Source organism: Kitasatospora sp. NPDC101155 (assembly GCF_044768305.1).
Taxonomy (GTDB): Bacteria; Actinomycetota; Actinomycetes; order Streptomycetales; family Streptomycetaceae; genus Kitasatospora.
Map to the genome: position 1 here is coordinate 171471 of NZ_JBIWPN010000005.1, position 16846 is coordinate 188316.

The 16846-nt window shown below is 69.4% G+C and carries 17 protein-coding genes; 2 read left to right on the top strand and 15 right to left on the bottom strand.

What is annotated here, in order from left to right; translation table 11 throughout:
- Positions 1-55: 55 nt before the first annotated feature.
- The 7 genes from ACIRYZ_RS09675 to hemL form a co-directional block, all read right to left on the bottom strand.
- Positions 56-445, bottom strand: a complete 390-nt coding sequence (locus ACIRYZ_RS09675) for a hypothetical protein (RefSeq protein ID WP_400916670.1) — start codon at positions 443-445, stop codon at positions 56-58.
- Between the two features lie 139 nt (positions 446-584).
- Complete coding sequence (gene ccsB / locus ACIRYZ_RS09680; protein ID WP_402941742.1) at positions 585-1715, bottom strand: c-type cytochrome biogenesis protein CcsB; 1131 nt, start codon at positions 1713-1715, stop codon at positions 585-587.
- Positions 1716-1718: 3 nt separating this feature from the next.
- Complete coding sequence (locus ACIRYZ_RS09685) at positions 1719-3506, bottom strand: cytochrome c biogenesis protein ResB (protein WP_402942082.1); 1788 nt, start codon at positions 3504-3506, stop codon at positions 1719-1721.
- Positions 3503-4237, bottom strand: a complete 735-nt coding sequence (locus ACIRYZ_RS09690; RefSeq protein WP_387626993.1) for a cytochrome c biogenesis CcdA family protein — start codon at positions 4235-4237, stop codon at positions 3503-3505. The genes ACIRYZ_RS09685 and ACIRYZ_RS09690 overlap by 4 nt, the downstream gene beginning before the upstream one ends.
- A 35-nt stretch (positions 4238-4272) precedes the next feature.
- Positions 4273-4887 (bottom strand): TlpA family protein disulfide reductase, encoded by a 615-nt coding sequence (locus tag ACIRYZ_RS09695; RefSeq protein ID WP_402941743.1) that lies wholly within the window; start codon positions 4885-4887, stop codon positions 4273-4275.
- Between the two features lie 175 nt (positions 4888-5062).
- Positions 5063-5710 (bottom strand): histidine phosphatase family protein, encoded by a 648-nt coding sequence (locus ACIRYZ_RS09700; RefSeq protein ID WP_393033187.1) that lies wholly within the window; start codon positions 5708-5710, stop codon positions 5063-5065.
- A 77-nt stretch (positions 5711-5787) separates the two neighbouring features.
- Positions 5788-7116: a glutamate-1-semialdehyde 2,1-aminomutase gene (hemL, locus tag ACIRYZ_RS09705; RefSeq protein ID WP_402941745.1), complete on the bottom strand. Its 1329-nt coding sequence runs from the start codon at positions 7114-7116 to the stop codon at positions 5788-5790.
- 484 nt (positions 7117-7600) lie between these two features.
- On the opposite strand from hemL, the gene ACIRYZ_RS09710 reads away from it, so the two are divergent.
- Both ACIRYZ_RS09710 and sigJ read left to right on the top strand, forming a co-directional pair.
- Positions 7601-8083 (top strand): hypothetical protein, encoded by a 483-nt coding sequence (locus ACIRYZ_RS09710; RefSeq protein WP_402941747.1) that lies wholly within the window; start codon positions 7601-7603, stop codon positions 8081-8083.
- 137 nt (positions 8084-8220) lie between these two features.
- Positions 8221-9138: an RNA polymerase sigma factor SigJ gene (gene sigJ / locus ACIRYZ_RS09715; RefSeq protein WP_402941748.1), complete on the top strand. Its 918-nt coding sequence runs from the start codon at positions 8221-8223 to the stop codon at positions 9136-9138.
- 78 nt (positions 9139-9216) lie between these two features.
- Here sigJ and ACIRYZ_RS09720 read toward each other — a convergent pair whose 3' ends face one another.
- From ACIRYZ_RS09720 to ACIRYZ_RS09755, 8 genes are all read right to left on the bottom strand, one after another.
- On the bottom strand, positions 9217-9585 hold the full coding sequence (locus tag ACIRYZ_RS09720) for an antibiotic biosynthesis monooxygenase family protein (RefSeq protein WP_402941750.1): 369 nt from the start codon (positions 9583-9585) through the stop codon (positions 9217-9219).
- A gap of 108 nt (positions 9586-9693) precedes the next feature.
- Positions 9694-10542, bottom strand: coding sequence for an NAD(P)H-binding protein (locus ACIRYZ_RS09725; RefSeq protein ID WP_402941752.1), 849 nt, complete (start codon positions 10540-10542; stop codon positions 9694-9696).
- 80 nt (positions 10543-10622) lie between these two features.
- Positions 10623-11201 (bottom strand): flavin reductase family protein, encoded by a 579-nt coding sequence (locus ACIRYZ_RS09730; protein ID WP_402941754.1) that lies wholly within the window; start codon positions 11199-11201, stop codon positions 10623-10625.
- 30 nt (positions 11202-11231) lie between these two features.
- Positions 11232-12530, bottom strand: coding sequence for a cation:proton antiporter (locus ACIRYZ_RS09735; protein ID WP_402941755.1), 1299 nt, complete (start codon positions 12528-12530; stop codon positions 11232-11234).
- A 28-nt stretch (positions 12531-12558) separates the two neighbouring features.
- A complete protein-coding gene (locus ACIRYZ_RS09740; protein WP_402941757.1) occupies positions 12559-13044 on the bottom strand; it encodes a nitroreductase family deazaflavin-dependent oxidoreductase in 486 nt (161 codons plus the stop codon).
- Between the two features lie 4 nt (positions 13045-13048).
- On the bottom strand, positions 13049-13519 hold the full coding sequence (locus ACIRYZ_RS09745) for a cupin domain-containing protein (protein ID WP_402941758.1): 471 nt from the start codon (positions 13517-13519) through the stop codon (positions 13049-13051).
- A 46-nt stretch (positions 13520-13565) separates the two neighbouring features.
- Positions 13566-15074, bottom strand: coding sequence for an FAD-binding oxidoreductase (locus ACIRYZ_RS09750; protein ID WP_402941760.1), 1509 nt, complete (start codon positions 15072-15074; stop codon positions 13566-13568).
- Positions 15075-15135: 61 nt separating this feature from the next.
- Positions 15136-16824: an NAD(P)/FAD-dependent oxidoreductase gene (locus ACIRYZ_RS09755; protein WP_402941762.1), complete on the bottom strand. Its 1689-nt coding sequence runs from the start codon at positions 16822-16824 to the stop codon at positions 15136-15138.
- Positions 16825-16846 lie beyond the last annotated feature (22 nt).

Below are 16846 nucleotides of genomic sequence, written 5' to 3' on the forward strand. Positions count from 1 at the left end.
TGCCCCTCGGGTCCTCGCCGGGCCCGCCGGAGCCCGACGGGCGGGCACTCCCCCGTTACGCCGCCACCAGCGCGGCCGGCCGCCGCCCGGCGTGCATCACGCTGAGGTTGGCCGCCAGCCGGACCGGGTCCTGGGCCAGCCAGAGCCGCAGCGCCGCGCCCAGTGCCGCGCTGGCCGACTCGATCCGGACGTCGGTGATCTGGGCGATCCGGGCCGCGCCGGGTACCAGCAGGTCGGCCAGGGCGGTCGGCAGCCAGACCGTCAGGGCGCACGGCGCGGGCGTGGCGATGGCGCTCAGCAGTCGGTAGGCGTCCCCCGGAGCGCTGAGCGTGGGGATGATGTCCAGCAGAGCATCGGCCACCACTTCGGAAACGTCGCTTCGGTGTCCCTGGGCGAGCCGGCGGAGCAGCAGTTGCTCGGCGGCGGTGATTCGGACGGTCAGCATGACCTCGTCGCACTCCATTGCGCGATTTCCTCCTCGTTCCTCCCCGTACCGGCACGGACGGCCGGCACGAACTACCCCTGTTGCACCTCGGCCCGGCTACCTCCTGCGGAAAGCCGGGCCGGTGGGTGGGTGCCCCCGGTCAGATCCCCGCGTAGGAGTGCTTGCCGGTGACGAAGATGTTCACGCCGTAGTAGTTGAAGAGCCAGCAGGCGAAGGCCGCCAGGGCCAGGTACGCGGCCTTGCGGCCCTTCCAGCCGGCCGTCGCACGGGCGTGCAGGTAGCAGGCGTAGGCGACCCAGGTGATGAACGACCAGGTCTCCTTCGGGTCCCACTCCCAGTACTTGCCCCAGGCCGCCTCGGCCCAGATCGCGCCCGCGATGATGGTGAACGTCCAGAGCGGGAAGACCAGGGCGTTGATCCGGTAGGACAGCTTGTCGAAGGTGGAGGCGGCGGGCAGCCGGCGCCAGATCGAGGCCGAGGTGCCCAGCGGGCCGGTGGTCAGGCCGGCTGCCATGCGCCGGTCGAAGGAGTCCTTGCCGAGGTACAGCAGCGTGGCGATGAAGGCCGCGTAGAAGGCGCCGCCGCAGATGATCGCGGTGGAGACGTGGATCGCCAGCCAGTACGAGTGCAGCGCCGGGACGAGCTGCTCGGAGTCGGTGTACAGCACCTGCGTCGCGATGCCGAGCGTCAGCAGCACCGCGACGGTGACCGGCAGGCCGAGCCAGCGGACGTTCTTCCTCGCGGCCAGCAGGACCAGGTACGCGGCCGTCATCGCGAAGGCGAAGGCGCAGGAGAACTCGTACATGTTGCCCCACGGCCAGCGGGACACCGACAGGCCGCGGGCGACGATGCCGCCGCCGTGCAGCAGCAGCGCCAGGACGGTCAGCGAGACCGCGATGCGGCCGGCCAGGTCGGCCTTCTCGCTGGTGCCGGCCGCGCCCGGACCGTCCACGTCCTCGTCGCCGCGACCGCCGGTGACGACGGTCGCGCCCTCGCCCGCCAGGACGGTGCGGGTGAGCGTGGTGGTGCCGCCCTTCGCCCCGGCCACGGTGACGGTCACCTGCTTGGCGGCCTTGGGCTCCGCGGCGGCGACGGTCTCGGCCAGGTTGCCCGACTGTTCCTTGGAGCGGACGGCGACCGCGCCCTTGCTACCGAACGTCCACTCGAACATGTGGGCGAACATGGCGATCGTGTAGACCGCCATCGCCGAATAGATCAGCTTGTTGGAGAGGTCGGCCAGCTGTGGGTCGACCCCCGAGGCGAGATGCACCGTCTACTCCTTGGAGTTCTGGTCGGCAGGGGCTGTGGGGTCTTCTGCTGCGTGATCTTCTGGTGCCCGGTCGTCTTCCCCGGGGGCGGATCCGTTCTCGTCCTCGGCCGCCGGGGTCTCCCCCTCGGCCACCGGGGCGTCGTCCTCGGATGCCGGGGCGTCGTCCTGGAGGTCGACCGCCAGTTCGGCCAGCTCCTCGGCGATCTTCGCCGACTCGCTGCGGCCCAGCCCGGCCAGCTCCACCTGGGTGCCGCCGCCCGGCAGGGCCACCGCCCGCACCCAGATCCGGCAGCGCTGGATGAACAGCGAGCCGATCAGGCCGAGGATCGCCAGGACGGCGCCGGTCAGCGCGATCGCGTTGCCCGGGCGGTGCGAGACGTTGAAGCTCGCCCACTGCTTGTAGCCCTCGAAGGTGACGCTGCCGTAGCCGTCCGGCAGGGTCCAGCCCTGACCGGGCTTGAGCCGGGCCTTGGCCGGCTGGTCGTCCACCTTCATCTGGGTGAGCTTGCGGGTGTTCAGCTGGTAGATGTTCTGCGGCAGGCCGGAGTCGGTGCCGAGGTCGCCGGAGAAGGCGTTCAGCACCAGCTCGGGCTCGGCGTCGCCGGGGAACAGCGAGACCGGGCCGGTCCCCGCGAAGCTCACCGGCGCCGTCGGCAGGAAGAAGCCGGAGAAGCCCAGCTGGGACTTGTTGCCGTCCGGGCCGATGCCGTAGTCGGAGACCTTCACGACACCGGTCGAGGTCAGGTTGGCGTCCTGCGGCAGGAACGGCACGACGTCGTGGTAGACCACGTCACCCTTGCCGTTGCGGACGGTGATGACCGGGGCGTAGCCGTGGCCGATCAGGTAGACCTTGCTGCCGCCGATCTCCAGCGGGTGGTTGACCTCGATCGTGCCCTTCTTGAGCTTCGACTCGTCGTTGCCCTGGTAGTACTCCACGTTCGCGGTGAACTGCCGGGCGGCGCCGATCTGGTCACCCTGGTTCTGGAACTTCGAGGTGAAGTCGTCGAGCTTCAGGTAGAAGGGGTCGAGGTCCTGGTTGTTGTAGAACCGCGTGCCGGTGAAGTCGTCGAGCTGGGTGATGGTGTTGGAGTAGCCCTGGCCCTCGACCATCAGCTTGCCGCCGGTACCGGAGGCCAGGCTCGCCCAGGCGAAGCCGCCGAGCAGCGCGAACAGCGACAGGTGGAACAGCAGGTTGCCGACCTCGCGCAGGTAGCCCTTCTCGGCCGCCACCGCGCCGCCGGACAGGTTGGCCCGGAAGCCACGCTTGCGCAGCAGCCGGTGGGCGGCGGCGTTCACCTTCTCGGCGTCCGCCTCGGTGCGCCAGGCCGCGTGGACCGGCATCCGGGTCAGGTTGCGCGGCGCGGCCGGCGGCTGGGACCGCAGCACGCCGACGAACTGCCAGGTGCGCGGGACGATGCAGCCGGCCAGCGAGATGAACAGCAGGATGTAGATCGCGGAGAACCAGACCGAGCTGTAGACGTCGAACAGCTGGAGCTTCTCGTAGATCGGCGCGACCGTGGTGTGCTGCGCCTTCCAGGTCTGCACCTTGAACTGGTTCTGGCCGTTCTGCGGGATCAGCGAGCCCGGGATCGCGGCCAGTGACAGCAGGAACAGCAGGATCAGGGCGACCCGCATCGAGGTCAGCTGGCGCCACATCCAGCGCGCCCAGCCGAACACCCCTATGCCGGTGGGCCCTTCGGACTCGACCGGCGCGGTGCTGAGCCGCTCGGCGGCGGTGTCGTCCGGCGCCGGGGGCAGCTCGGTCTCGGTCGTGGTCTTGCTCACGGTCAGATTCCGATCCGGAAGTCGGAGGTCCAGGACTGCAGTTCGCTCATCATCGAGTCCCAGATCCCGGTGACGAGCAGCACACCGACCGCGACGAGCATGCCGCCGCCGATCCGCATGACGAGCGGGTAGTGCCGCTTGACCCACCCGAAGGCACCCAGTGCCCGGCGGAACGCGATCGCGGCCAGGATGAACGGTACGCCGAGGCCCAGGCAGTAGAAGGTCGTCAGCAGCGCGCCGCGCTGGGCGTCGGCCTGGTTGAGGGCCAGGTTCTGCACCGCGGTCAGGGTCGGGCCCATGCAGGGGGTCCAGCCGACGCCGAAGACCACGCCCAGCATCGGGGCGCCGAGCAGGCCGACGGCGGGGCGGCGGTGCGAGCGCACCTCCAGCATGTTCAGGCCGGGGATCAGGCCCATGAAGGCCAGGCCCATCACGACGGTGAGCGAGCCCAGCACGATGCTGATCGGCCGCTTGTAGTCCTGCAGCTCCTGGCCGAAGAAGCCGAACAGCGCGCCGGTGGAGACGAAGACCGCGGTGAAGCCGAGGATGAACAGCACCACGCCGAGCAGCATCCGGCCGCGCTTCGAGCCGCGGGCGTCCGCGAGGTCGGCGGCGGAGAAGCCGGTCACGTACGACAGGTAGCCGGGCACCAGCGGCAGCACGCAGGGCGAGAAGAACGACAGCAGCCCGGCCGCGAGCGCGATCGGCGCCGCGACCAGCAGCGCCCCGCTCTGCATGGTCGTGGTGGTGTCGGCGAGCCGCAGTGCCCCAGTCACTGCTTCTGCTCCGCGACCACCGGCTGGAGGATCGACTCCAGCGCCTCCTCGGTCGTACCGCCGACGGCGCGGGCGGCCAGCTTGCCGTCGCGGTCGACGATCAGGGTGGTCGGGATGGACTGCGGGTTGAGGCTGCCCTTGGGGAACTTGAGCAGCTGGGTCCCGGCCGGGTCGAAGATGCTCGGGAAGGTGACGCCCTGCTCCTGCTCGAAGCGGACGGCGTTGGTCCTGTCGGTGTCCCGGGTGTTGATGCCGAGGAACTGGACGCCCTGGTCCTTGTACTTCTCCGAGACGGTCTGCAGGTCCTTCGCCTCGCCGCGACACGGCCCGCACCAGGAGCCCCAGACGTTCAGCACCACGACCTTGCCGCGGTAGTCGGAGAGCTTGGCCTGGCTGCCGTCCAGGGTCTCCCCGGTGATGTCCGGCGCGTCCCCGCGCTTGCCGGCGTCCGCCTTCGACAGGTTGGTGCCCTTGACGGTGACGAAGCCCACCTGGCCTTCGCCGCTGCTCGACGAGCCCGAGGAGGAACAGCCGGTGAGGACGAGCGCAGCGGCGGCCACGGTGGCAGCGGCTGCGGCGACACGGGGACGGGGGCGCGCCATGGCAGACATGTGAAAAGTTTCGCATGGAGTTCCGGGCAGGTTCGCCGGGGTCCTGCCTTGCGCGCCGCACCCCATCTGACCTGCAACGGAACCGGGCCACCCGGCGGTTGCCGGGTGGCCCGAAGTCATACTTACCCAGGGCTTACGCGCGCCGGCGGATGCTCGTACGCGCGGTGCCGCGGGCTCAGGCTCCGAAGCTCTTGCCCACCGGCTTGCCCTTGCCGCCCTTGCCGACCAGATGCGCCGGCAGCAGGTCACGGGCCGGCTCGCGGTAGCCGACCGAGACGATCCGGTCGCCCTCGAAGGTGAAGCTGGTCAGCGAGGCCAGCGAGCACTGCCGACGGCGCGGGTCGTGCCAGAGTCGGCGGCGCTCCACGAAGGAGCGGACGATCCAGACCGGCAGCTGGTGGCTGACGCAGACCGCCTCGTGCCCGCGGGCGGCGTCCCGGGCCGCGCCGAGCGCGCCCATCATCCGCACCACCTGGTCGAGGTAGGGCTCGCCCCAGGAGGGCTTGAACGGGTTGGTGAGGTACTTCCAGTAACCGGGGTTGCGCAGCGAGCCGTCGCCGACGCCGAAGGTCTTGCCCTCGAAGACGTTCTCCGCCTCGATCAGCCGCTCGTCCACCGCGACGTCCAGACCGTGCGACTTGGCGATCGGCGCGGCGGTCTCCTGGGCGCGCTCCAGCGGGGAGGCCACCACGTGGGTGATGTCCCGGCCGGCCAGGTCCTCGGCGACCCGCTCGGCCATCTCCCGGCCCAGCTCGGACAGGTGGTAGCCGGGCAGCCGCCCGTACAGGACGCCCTCCGGGTTGTGCACCTCGCCGTGGCGCATCAGGTGGACGACGGTGATCTCTTTGGCGCTCACTTCTCAACTGCTCCTGGGGCTCGGGGTGGGCTGGGCCGTGGCGGCTAGACCGCGGCGGCGGCAGCGGCGCGCGCGGCGGCCGGCAGGGCGGCGGCGATCCGCTCGATCGCCCGCGCGTCGTGGGTCGCCGAGACGAACCAGGACTCGAAGGCGGACGGCGGCAGGTAGACGCCCTCGGCCAGCATCGCGTGGAAGAAGGCGGTGAAACGGTACGCCTCCTGGGTCCGGGCCTCGTCGTAGTTGGTGACCGGGGCCTCGGTGAAGAACACCGAGAACATGTTCCCGGCGGTCTGCAGACGGTGCGCCACGCCCTCCTTGGTGAGCGCCTCGGAGACCAGGCCGGAGACCTCGGCGGCGACCTTGTCCACCGTCGCGTACACCTCGTCGGTGCAGCCGCGCAGCTGGGCCAGGCCCGCCGCGGTGGCGACCGGGTTCCCGGACAGGGTGCCCGCCTGGTAGACCGGGCCGGCCGGGGCCAGGTGCGCCATCACGTCGGCGCGACCGCCGAAGGCCGCGGCCGGGAAGCCGCCGCCCATGACCTTGCCGAAGGTCAGCAGGTCCGGCGCCCAGCCCTCGTTCGCCGCCTCCAGGCCGTACCAGCCGGCCTTGGAGACGCGGAAGCCGGTCATCACCTCGTCGGAGACGAACAGCGCGCCGTTGTCCCGGCAGAGCCGGGCCAGGCCCGCGTTGAAGCCGGGCAGCGGCGGGACGACGCCCATGTTGCCGGGCGAGGCCTCGGTGATCACACAGGCGATCTCGCCCGGGTGGGCGGCGAAGGCCTGCTCGACGGCGGCCAGGTCGTTGTACGGCAGCACGATGGTGTCGCCGGCCTGGGCACCGGTGACACCCGGGGTGTCCGGCAGGCCGAAGGTGGCCACACCGGAACCGGCGGCGGCCAGCAGCGCGTCCACGTGACCGTGGTAGCAGCCGGCGAACTTGACCACCTTCGCCCGGCCGGTGAAGCCGCGGGCGAGCCGGATCGCGGACATGGTGGCCTCGGTGCCGGAGGAGACCAGCCGGACCTGCTCGACCGGGGAGACGCGGGAGACGATCTCCTCGGCCAGCTCCACCTCGCCCTGGCCGGGCGTGCCGAAGGAGGTGCCGTTGGCGACCGCCCGCTGGACGGCGTCGATCACGGCGGGGTTCGCGTGGCCGAGGATCATCGGCCCCCACGAGCACACCAGGTCGACGTACTCACGGCCGTCGGCGTCGGTGAGGTAGGGGCCGGTGCCGGACACCATGAAGCGCGGCGTGCCGCCGACCGCGCGGAAGGCGCGCACCGGGGAGTTGACGCCGCCGGGCGTGACCACGGAGGCGCGATCGAAGAGCGACTGGGACTGGGGGGCTTCGTAGGGGTAGCTCACGGGAGACATGGTCTCAAATCGTGTCCTTGAGCTCTGCATGTCCGGCCCGATCATCTGGAACGATGATCCGGGCACTGTTGTCTGTACGGTTGTCCGTGACGGGTTGTCCGTGACGGATTGTCCGTACGGACGGGGTCGCTGGCTGCCCCGGAGCACGGACCAGTCAGACTGTGCACACAGAGTGCGCGAGCGCTCCGGTTGTGTGCAGGGGTGTGGAGAGGACTGCTGTCTGCCGCGAGTGGGTAGGGCCCGCGAGTGGGTACGGCGGCGCATGACGGGTAAGGAGCACGTCCGGAGGGACGCCGGGCGTGCGGGGGTCTGTCGATTCCGGCGAATTCCGGTGAGGATGGTCCGAGTGTCCGAGGCGCAGGACGGCTACGACGAGGCCGCGGGGGGCTCCCGCAGGCCCGCCGAAGCCGCACGCGGGGGTACGGGAGCGGGTACGGGTCGTGGTCGCCGCGGCGGCGAGAGGCGGGGTGAGGGACGCGTGGGGGTGACGTACAAGTACTTCGGCGCACCGGACCGCGCCACCGCCGCCAGAGTCCCCACCGCCCTCGGCCCGGGCGGCCTCGGCCTGGACGCCGGCGAGCTCGGCGCGCTGGGGCGGCTCGGCGACCTGATGGAGACCAGCGGCTCCCCCACCGGCCACCTCTCCACCAAGATCAAGCCGGAGACCATGAGCGCCATGGTCCTCACCGGCATCCAGGGCGTCCCGCTGCATCAGGTCCCGCCGCTGGAACTCGTCGTGCTCCACCCCGACTACGCCGTCGTCCAGCTCCCGCACAGCGTGGTCGAACCGCTCCGCAAGGCCGACGTCACCGAGCTCGGCGCGGCCGCCTTCATCTGGTCCACCGTCCCGGACCGGCGCGGGCCGCGCGACGCCTTCGTGATCTACAGCATGCTGCACGAGTGGCAGGACTTCGCCAACCGGCTGCACGACGCCGGGCACCAGCTGTACTGCCTGGTCTGGCCGTAGACCGCCGGGGCCGAGGCGGCTTCATCAGCACGCGTCAGCCCAGGCCGGCCGGTGAACAGCGAACGCCTTCCAGTCCGATGTCACACTCGCCGCCGGCCGGGACTCTTAGGAGGGACAACCCCGCAGGAGGACCCAGCATGCCGATCCAGCCGTCGAGCGATTCGCCGACCGCCGCCTTCGCCGAGCACCGCGAACTGCTCTTCTCGGTCGTCTACAACCTGCTCGGCAGCGTTGCGGACACCGAGGACGTCCTGCAGGAGACCTGGATGTCCTGGACGAAGCGGCACGAGCAGGCGGAGACCGCAGAGATCGAGAATCCACGCGCCTACCTGGTCCGCATCGCCGTCAACCGGGCGCTCGCCCGGCAGGCGACCATGACCCGGCGCCGCGAGGTGTACGTCGGCCCCTGGCTGCCCGAGCCGGTCGTCAGCAGGTCCGTCGACACCCCGCCGGTGACGGACGCAGCCGCCCCGGCCCTGCAGGCCGAGACCATCTCGATGGCGATGCTGGTGGTGCTGGAGACCCTGACCCCGCTGGAGCGGGCGGTGTTCGTCCTGCACGAGGTCTTCGACTACGCCCACACCGAGATCGCGGTCATCCTCGGCCGCAGCCCCGCGGCGGTCCGTCAACTGTCCCACCGGGCCCGCGAGCACGTGCACGCCCGGCGTCCCCGCTTCCAGGCGGACCCCCGGGTGCGCCGGCAGGTGACCGAGCAGTTCCTCGCGGCCGCGCTCGGCGGCGACCTCACGGCCCTGCTGCAGTTGCTCGCGCCTGACGTGACGCTGTGGACCGACGGCGGCGGCAAGGCGCGGGCGGCCGGGCTTCGCCCGATCCTGGGACGCGACAAGGTCGCCCGACTGCTCACCTCGGTGGCCACCCGCCCCCCGAAGGGGCTGGACATCCACTATCGGCACGTCAACGGCGACCCGTCCGCGCTGCTCTTCTCGGAGGGCTCCCCGTACGCCGTGCTCGTCGTCGATCTGAACCCGGCCGGGGACCAGGTTCTCGGGATTTATGCCGTAACCAATCCGGACAAGCTCAGCCATGTGAGCTGAGCGTCCCCAGAAATACAGAAATGGCCGGGAGGAACAGGGGCCACCTGTTCCTCCCGGCCATTTTCGACGTACTGCTCGTCAGGCGACGCAGACCCCGTCGATGGAAATCTTCTCCAGCACGTGCGGGTACGCGACCATGCCGTCAGGATAAGCCGACGCCGCCTTCTTGAAATCGGGGTTGTTGAACGCCTGGAGAAGCGCCTCGGTGGACTGCCAGGTCGCGATGTTCACCAGCGTGTTGCTCGCGCCCGTACCACGGTGCAACTGCGTCGAGATGAATCCCGGGCAGCTCTTCATGAACTTGGCGTCGCCTTCCCAGATGGCCAGCACCTCATCCATCTTGCCCTCGGGCACGATGAACGTGTTGATCAGCACGATGGGGCCGGTCTTCTCCTGGAGCTGCGACATGAAGTCCGTCGACTTGTCCAGCTGATCGATCCTGATCATCGGTTATCCGCCTTCCAGTGGGAGAACAGCAGTGTGTGGAACCGTGCAGAAAACACCTCGCCCGTGGCCCCTGACAGAGGCTGCGGGCGAGGCGGATGGATCAGAGGATCAGGCGAAGGCGCCGGCGTGGTCGGCGACCCACTCGGCGAACGGGCGAGCCGGCTGTCCGGTGATCGCCTCGACTCCGGTGCCCACGTGCGCGGGGCGGCCCACCGACTCGGCCTGCAGGGCCAGGATCGAGTCGGCGATGGGCTTCGGGGTGCCCTGCGCGAGGATGGCCTGGAGCGCCTGCTCGGGAACGAGCTCCTCGAAGCGCACCGGGCGGTCCAGCACCTGGGCGATGATCTCCACCATCTCGATCCTGGTCAGCGACTTCGGGCCGGTCAGCGAGTAGGTCTCGCCCAGGTGATCGTCGGTCAGCAGGGCGCGCACGGCCGTGGCCGCGATGTCCCGCTCGTGGATCGGCGCCGTGGTGCCCTGCCCGTACGGGGCCCGGACCACACCGGTCGCCCGGATCTGCGGAGCCCACAGCCCGAGCAGGTTGGTGGCGAACTCGCCGGCGCGCAGGATCGTCCACTCCAGCCCGGAGGCCGCGACAGTCTCCTCGATCTGCTTGTGCCAGGCGGCGATCGAGTCGCTCTGCTCGGCGGCGTCGTCGACGACGGTGTCGGAGGAGAGCATCACCACGCGCTTGACCCCGCGCTCACGCGCGAGCTCCAGCAGCTTGGCGGTCGAACCGCCCACCGCAGCCGGGTTGAGGAAAAGTGCGGAGACCGCGGAGAGCGCCTCGGAAAGGGATTCCGGGGAGCTCGGGTCGCCGCTGACGACCTCGGCATTCGCCGGGAGCTTCGACGACTCCGGATTACGCGTGACCGCACGGACCGGAACACCCGCCTCAAGCAGATGGTCGACCAGCACCCGGCCGACGTTTCCGGTTGCACCGGTGATCAGGAACATGGCAGTTCTCCTTGACTGTGAATCAAACTCGCACTGCTTGACGGGAGTTCACTCATACAGATGCTACAGCCCGGATCGACTCAACCGTCCATGATTGGATGGAAAGCCTTGGGCTCATCCTCCAGCGCCCCCATCGAACCCCGGAAAAAAATCAGGGGATCATGGTTCCGACGGGGCTCCCCGAGGTCCACCACTTCGCCCAGGAAGATGGTGTGGTCACCGCCGTCGAATTCATTGACTAGCCGACATGAGAGATAGGCGAGCGCCTCACTGAGAACCGGCATGCCGCGTTCCGAATGATGATGTGCCACACCTTCGAAGGATGCCGTCCGACGGCCCGCGAACGCCCAGGCCAGACTCTCCTGGCGGCCGGTGAGGAAGTTCACGACGAACCCGTTCGACTCCCGCACCACCTCGCGGATGCGCGAGTCCCGGTGCAGGCAGAACAGCACCATCGGCGGGTCGAGCGAGACCGACGTGAAGGAGTTGACGGTGGCGCCGACCACCCCCTCCCCGTCACCACTGGTGATCACCGTCACGCCGGTGACGAAGAGCCCGCAGACGTCGCGCAACGCCCTGGGCTCGATCGCCCGGTCCTGAGCCTCCTGCTGTTGCGATGGAACCACGAGAAGCCCCTTTTCCTGGCGTAGACCTGTCATCAGGTCACCGTGCCGAGAGGAGAGTTGATGCTAGACATGGGTTTCGGTGAGATCGCGCGACCGGCTTCCGACCGGGCTGCGCTCGGGGGCGGACCGGCCGACCGGCAACAGCGGGCCGGCCAGGGCGGTCGTGACCAGCGCCATGATCACCATCATGGTGAACATCTGACCGTCCAGCACGCCCAGGCTCTTCGCGGCGTTGAGGATGATCAGTTCGGTCAGCCCCCTGGTGTTCATGAGCAGGCCGAGCGTTCGCGACTCCGCCCAGGAGAGGCCGAAGAACTTGGCCGGCACCACCGCGCCCAGGAGCTTCCCCGCGCAGGCCACCGAGACGATCAGGGCCAGTTCGAGGTACTGGGCCGCGCCCAGACCACCGACATCGACCCCGAGACCGGTGACGACGAAGAAGACCGGCATCAGCAGCATGCTGATGTGCTCCAGCGGAGGGTGGAGCCGCTCCTTCAGCGCACGTGCGGGCTCCCTCGGCATCACGAAACCGAAGAGGAAGGCGCCGAAGATCGCGTGGATCCCGATCCAGGTGGTGAGCCAGGACGAGAGGAACACCCCCGCACAGAGCACCAGCAGGAGCGCCTGCCACTGGCCCCGGTCCACCAGCAGCCCCACCAGAGCGGCCAGCAGTGGCCGGACCACCAGGAACATCGCCGCCACGTACGCCGCGCTGAGCGCCGCGACCTGGAACAGCCGGCCGCCGCCGCCCGCAGTCGCCAGCGCCGACACGTACGCGAGCAGGCACCAGGCGAGCAGGTCGTCGACGGCGGCACTGGCCAGGGCCAGCACACCCACCCTCGTGTCGGTCAGCCGGTTGTCCCGCAGGATCCTGGCCAGGACCGGGAACGCCGTCACCGACATCGCCGCGCCCATGAACATGGCGAAGGCGGTGAACGAGATGTGGTGCCCGGCCACCTCGTGGTGGTTGCGGTAGAGCACGGAGGCAATCCCCGCCCCGCAGGCGAAGGCGAATCCGACGGAGGTCAGCGACACCATCGTCGCCGTCCCCTTGTGCGGGCTGAGCAGGCGTTTGTCGAACTCCCAGCCCACCATGAACATGAAGAGCATCAGGCCCACTTGCGACACCGCGTTGAGCAGCGGCCGGACCTCCGCGGGAAACAGCCGGTGCGGCAGGTCGCCCGGCAGGTGGCCCAGCAGACTGGGCCCGAGGGCGATGCCGGCGACGATCTCGCCGATCACCGCCGGCTGCCGGAACCGGGTGGCCAGTCTGCCGAGCACCAGGCCGGTCAGCAGGACCGCCGCGATTCCGGCCAGCATGGTTGCCATGTGCAGGTCGTCCGCTGTCGCTGGACTCTTCATCGTTGTCCCCCCTCCGTCACCGGCCCGATCAATCGACGGGGGTCAGCACAACGATCGGGAAGAGGCGACCGGTCTTGGTCTCGAACTTGCCGTAGAGCGGGAAGATGTCGACCATCCGCTGCCACAGCCGGTCGCGCTCGGCGCCCGCCGGCAACTCCCTCGCCGTCACCTTGAAGCGTTGCCGCCCCACCTCCACCACCGCGCCGGGAATGGCCCGGAGGTTCAGCGCCCAGGCCGGGTGCACCGGTTCCCCGCCGTAGGCACCGCAGATCACGTAGCGGTCGCCGTCGGGGATGTAGCCCAGGGCACTGGTGCGGGCGATGCCGGTCTTGCGGCCCCGCGTGGTGAGCAGCAGAACGGGCAGCTCCCCGAAGCGGCCGGCGATCTTTCCGCCACTGGCCCGGTAGACGGCCACGTTGGCGCGGACGATGGCCCGGTTGACCAGCCGCTGCGCCTTGGACGGCGGCTTCTTCCGGTCGTTGGGCCCGGTCAGCTTCTTCTCCGTGTCCTGCACGACCTCAGTTCCTCTCCTGACCGGGGAAGGCCACGATGTGGTGACTGGCCGCGAGTTCCTGCAGTTGCGACCAGTGCGGCGGCGGGTCCTGCTTCATCAGCCCGCTGAGTTCCTCGAAGAACCGCTCGATCCCGCCCGGGGTGGTGACGCAGAGCATCCTGCTGGGCGTGTCGAGGGTGTTGCGGAAGGCATGGACCACCCCGCGCGGGCCGTAGACCACGGTGCCGACGGGCGCCCGGTGGACCACGTCGCCCAGGTGGATCTCGAACTCGCCCTCGACGGTGTAGAACGCCTCGTCCATGTGCTCGTGGACGTGGAAGTGCGAGCCCTCGCCCGCGGGAACGGTCACCTCGTAGAACGAGTACTGCCCGCCGGTGTCCTCACTGCGGAGCAGGAAACGGCCGGCCTCCTCGCCGGACCAGGTGATCGGCTCGACCTCGTCCAGGTGGACGACCCGGCCGGGGGTCGTGGTCATCGCTTGTTCCTCTCCATGGTTGTCCGGATCTCGCTGCCGGGCACCGTCAGCCGATGCTCTGGGCGAAGGAGAAGGCGCCGTACGGGTCGTACTTGGCCTTGATCACGGCGAGCCTCGGGTAGTTCTCGGCGTAGTAGGCGTACTGCCAGTTGGTGAGCGCCGCGTCGATGAAGTTCTGGTACGACTCGCCGTTCGAGTACGGGCTGATGACGTTGAACCCGGTGGTCGCCCACTGCCGGGCGGCGGCCGCCACCGAGTCGGGGACCGGCGCAGTGGCCGCCGATCCGACGTAGTTGACCAGGTACTGGCTGTCGCGGTGCACGAAGGCGGTCTGGGTGCGGCTCGGGTCGTTGGCCGCCCCGCCCAGGGCGATGACCTGGAGCCGGTAGGTCGGTCCGGCTTGCCGTCCGGTGTTGAAGACGTTGACGGCCTGCTGCCAGAAGCAGCGGCTCACCGGCCCGGAGAACAGGCGGTTGCGCTCGACGCCGAACGGGTGCCGTTGGAGAACCCCCTGGGAGTTCGGCCCGATCCGGTGGCACTGGGCCACGGTGTCCGTGGCGCAGCCGTAGAAGCCCATCATCAGGGCCTGGTACGGCACCACGGCGGTCTGCTGCCCGGTCGGCGCGGCGGTCATCGAAATCAGCCGGGCGACCTCGGAGTTGAGCTCGGTCGTGGAGCCTGTCGACACCAGCAGGACCGCGACGGTCGGGGTGTTCCCCGGGGCGGCGTCGTCCAGGGTGATGCTGACCGCCCCGCTGATGGTCCGTGGCGCGCTCACCAGCCAGCGGGTGAAGCCGTCCAGCGCGTCCACCGCGTGGTCATAGGTCCAGGTCAGGTTGGCTATGGCCAGTTGGGTCAGGGGAGTCGGCGTCACGGTGTACGAGGTGACGATGCCGAAGTTGCCGCCGCCACCGCCCTTCAGCGCCCACAGGAGGTCGCTGTTCTGGGTGGCGGAGGCGGTGACCTGACTGCCGTCCGCCAGCACGACCTGGGCCGAGGTGATGCTGTCGCAGGCGATGCCCAGCGAGCGGGTCAGCATCCCGATGCCACCGCCCTGGAGGAAACCTCCGGCCGCGACCGTGGGGCACATCCCGCCTGCGATCGCCAGCCCGGCCGGGGCCAGTCCGTTGGTGATGTCCACCATTTGCGCGCCCGGGCCGATCACCGCGCTCCCCCCGGTCACGGAGACCGAGTTGAGCCCGGAGACGTCGATGACCAGCCCGGGAGTGGTCGAGTAGCCGCCCAGGCTGTGCCCACCGCTGCGGACGGCGAACGGCACCACGTTGTCCTGGGCGAACTTGAGGCAGGTCGCCGCGTCGGCGGGGCTCGCGCAGTAGGCGATGGCCTGCGGGTTGACGGTGTCGAACTGCATCAGGTCCAGCTGCTTGGCCGTCGCGTAGTCCGTACTGGACGGCATCACCAGACGCCCCTGGAGGCTCTGCCCGAGTTGGCTCCACCCGGAGGCGGTGGTGTCGGCGAACACCCCCTTCGGGTCCAGGGCCGTCAGGGCGATGGCGGCGGCCGTGACTTCCAGGATGCTTCTCCGTCTGATCATGTCGGTCCCCCGTGCATAGTCGATTGGGAAAGTTCAACCAGCGCTTGGTGGCGCTTCCGGGTCAGAGCAGCTTCTTGCCCCGGGCAGCGGCCCTGAGCATGCCTCGCAGGTTGTCGTCGCCCAGTTCGCGCATCTCCGGCGGGCCCTGGCGGGTCGCCCAATGCATGAACTTGATCATGTCCACGGTGCTCGGGGCGATGAACCGCTTGCGCGGGTCCTTCCAGCCGAAGGTCGGGTTGACGATGTCCGAGTCCTGCAAGAGGCGGAAGATGACGTTCGCCGCCTCGTCGCCGTCCAGCTCGCCGACCTCGTACTTCTCACAGGTCTCCGCAGTGGCCTCCAGCAACGCCTTGAGCTTGTCGCTCTCGGGCCACCAGAGCCCGGTGTGCGGGGCCTTCTCCAGGTCGATGAAGTGCTGCGGGTTCCGGTTGTCGAGCTGGAACCGAATCCGCGCCCGGGTCAGCCGCATCACGCCGGGGGTGATCAGCGCGCCCCAGACCCGGAACACCGCGTTCCACAGCTTGAAGTGCGAGAACGAGATGAACGAGCTGTTGACCAGCAGGTCGTTGAAGTGCAGGAGGCCGCGCTCCAGCTCGTCGACGTACTCGAACCGCTCGACCGCGAAGTCGTCGTCCTTGAGCGCGTCCAGGATGCGGTAGCTGAGCGCGTTGACGACCTCGAAGGTGTTGGACAGCCCGCGCGAGTAGAGCGGGTCGATAAAGCCGGCCGCGTGCGACATCAGGCACCAGCGGTGGCCTATCGAGTGCTTCGAGGAGTACTGGAGACGATCGGTGGAGACCCACTCACGCACCCGGTGGGCTCCCGCGAACTGGCGCTTCACGGCCGGGAACATGTCCAGGTAGCGGTTGAACTCCTGCTCCGGCGTGAGGTCGGCCGCCTTCGGGTAGAGGCGCTCGTCGAAGGTGAGGCCCACGCTGCAGAGCGGGTTGCGGGAGTCCTTGTAGTTGTCGAACGGGATGATCCAGAACCAGCCCCGGTCGATCAGGTGGTGCATGGTGCCGTTGTGCCACGGCACCGGCGGACGCAGCTCGGCCGGGTGCCGGCTCACGTCGTCGAACGGCTTGATGCCGACATAGTGCGTGAACAGCGACCGCGAGTGGTGGTTGAACCTGGCCGGCGTCTCGCGCAGCTGGAACTTCTCGGCGAGCAGCGACCGAAACCCGCTCGCGTCGATCAGGAACTTCGCCCGGAACGCCTCGCCGTTCTGCCCGGTGACGGTCACCCCGTCGTCGTCGAAGGCCAGGTCGGCGGCGCGCCAGTTCTGCCGGGTGATGCTGCCGTACCGGGCGGCAACGTGGAACATGAAGGAGTCGCTGTCCTGGCGGAACAGGTGCGCGGCCTGGGTCAGCAGCTTCGGGATGACCAGCTGGGTGGCCTCGGTGGGGTCGGGCTCCTCGTCCGGACGGTGCAGCATGAAGCCGAAGTGCTGCTTGGTGCCGAAGTGCGGTCCGATGTCCCGGGTGGCGGCCTGCACACTGAGCAGGCTCTTGATCTCCGGGACGTCGTAGCGGTCGGCCAGGATGTGCAGCCATTCGACGAGCTGGGGGGTCATCGACTCGCCGACCGCGAAGCGCGGATGCGCGGCGGCGTCTGCCAGGACGACCTTGGCGCCGTGGCGGGCCAGGATCGCCGCGCTGACGGAGCCCGCGAGACCCGAGCCCAGGACGAAAACATCGCAGTGCTGGACCTTGCCGGAGTCCCGAGGTGCTGCCGGAACCTTGCTGGGCATGATCGGATCTCTCCTTCGGATG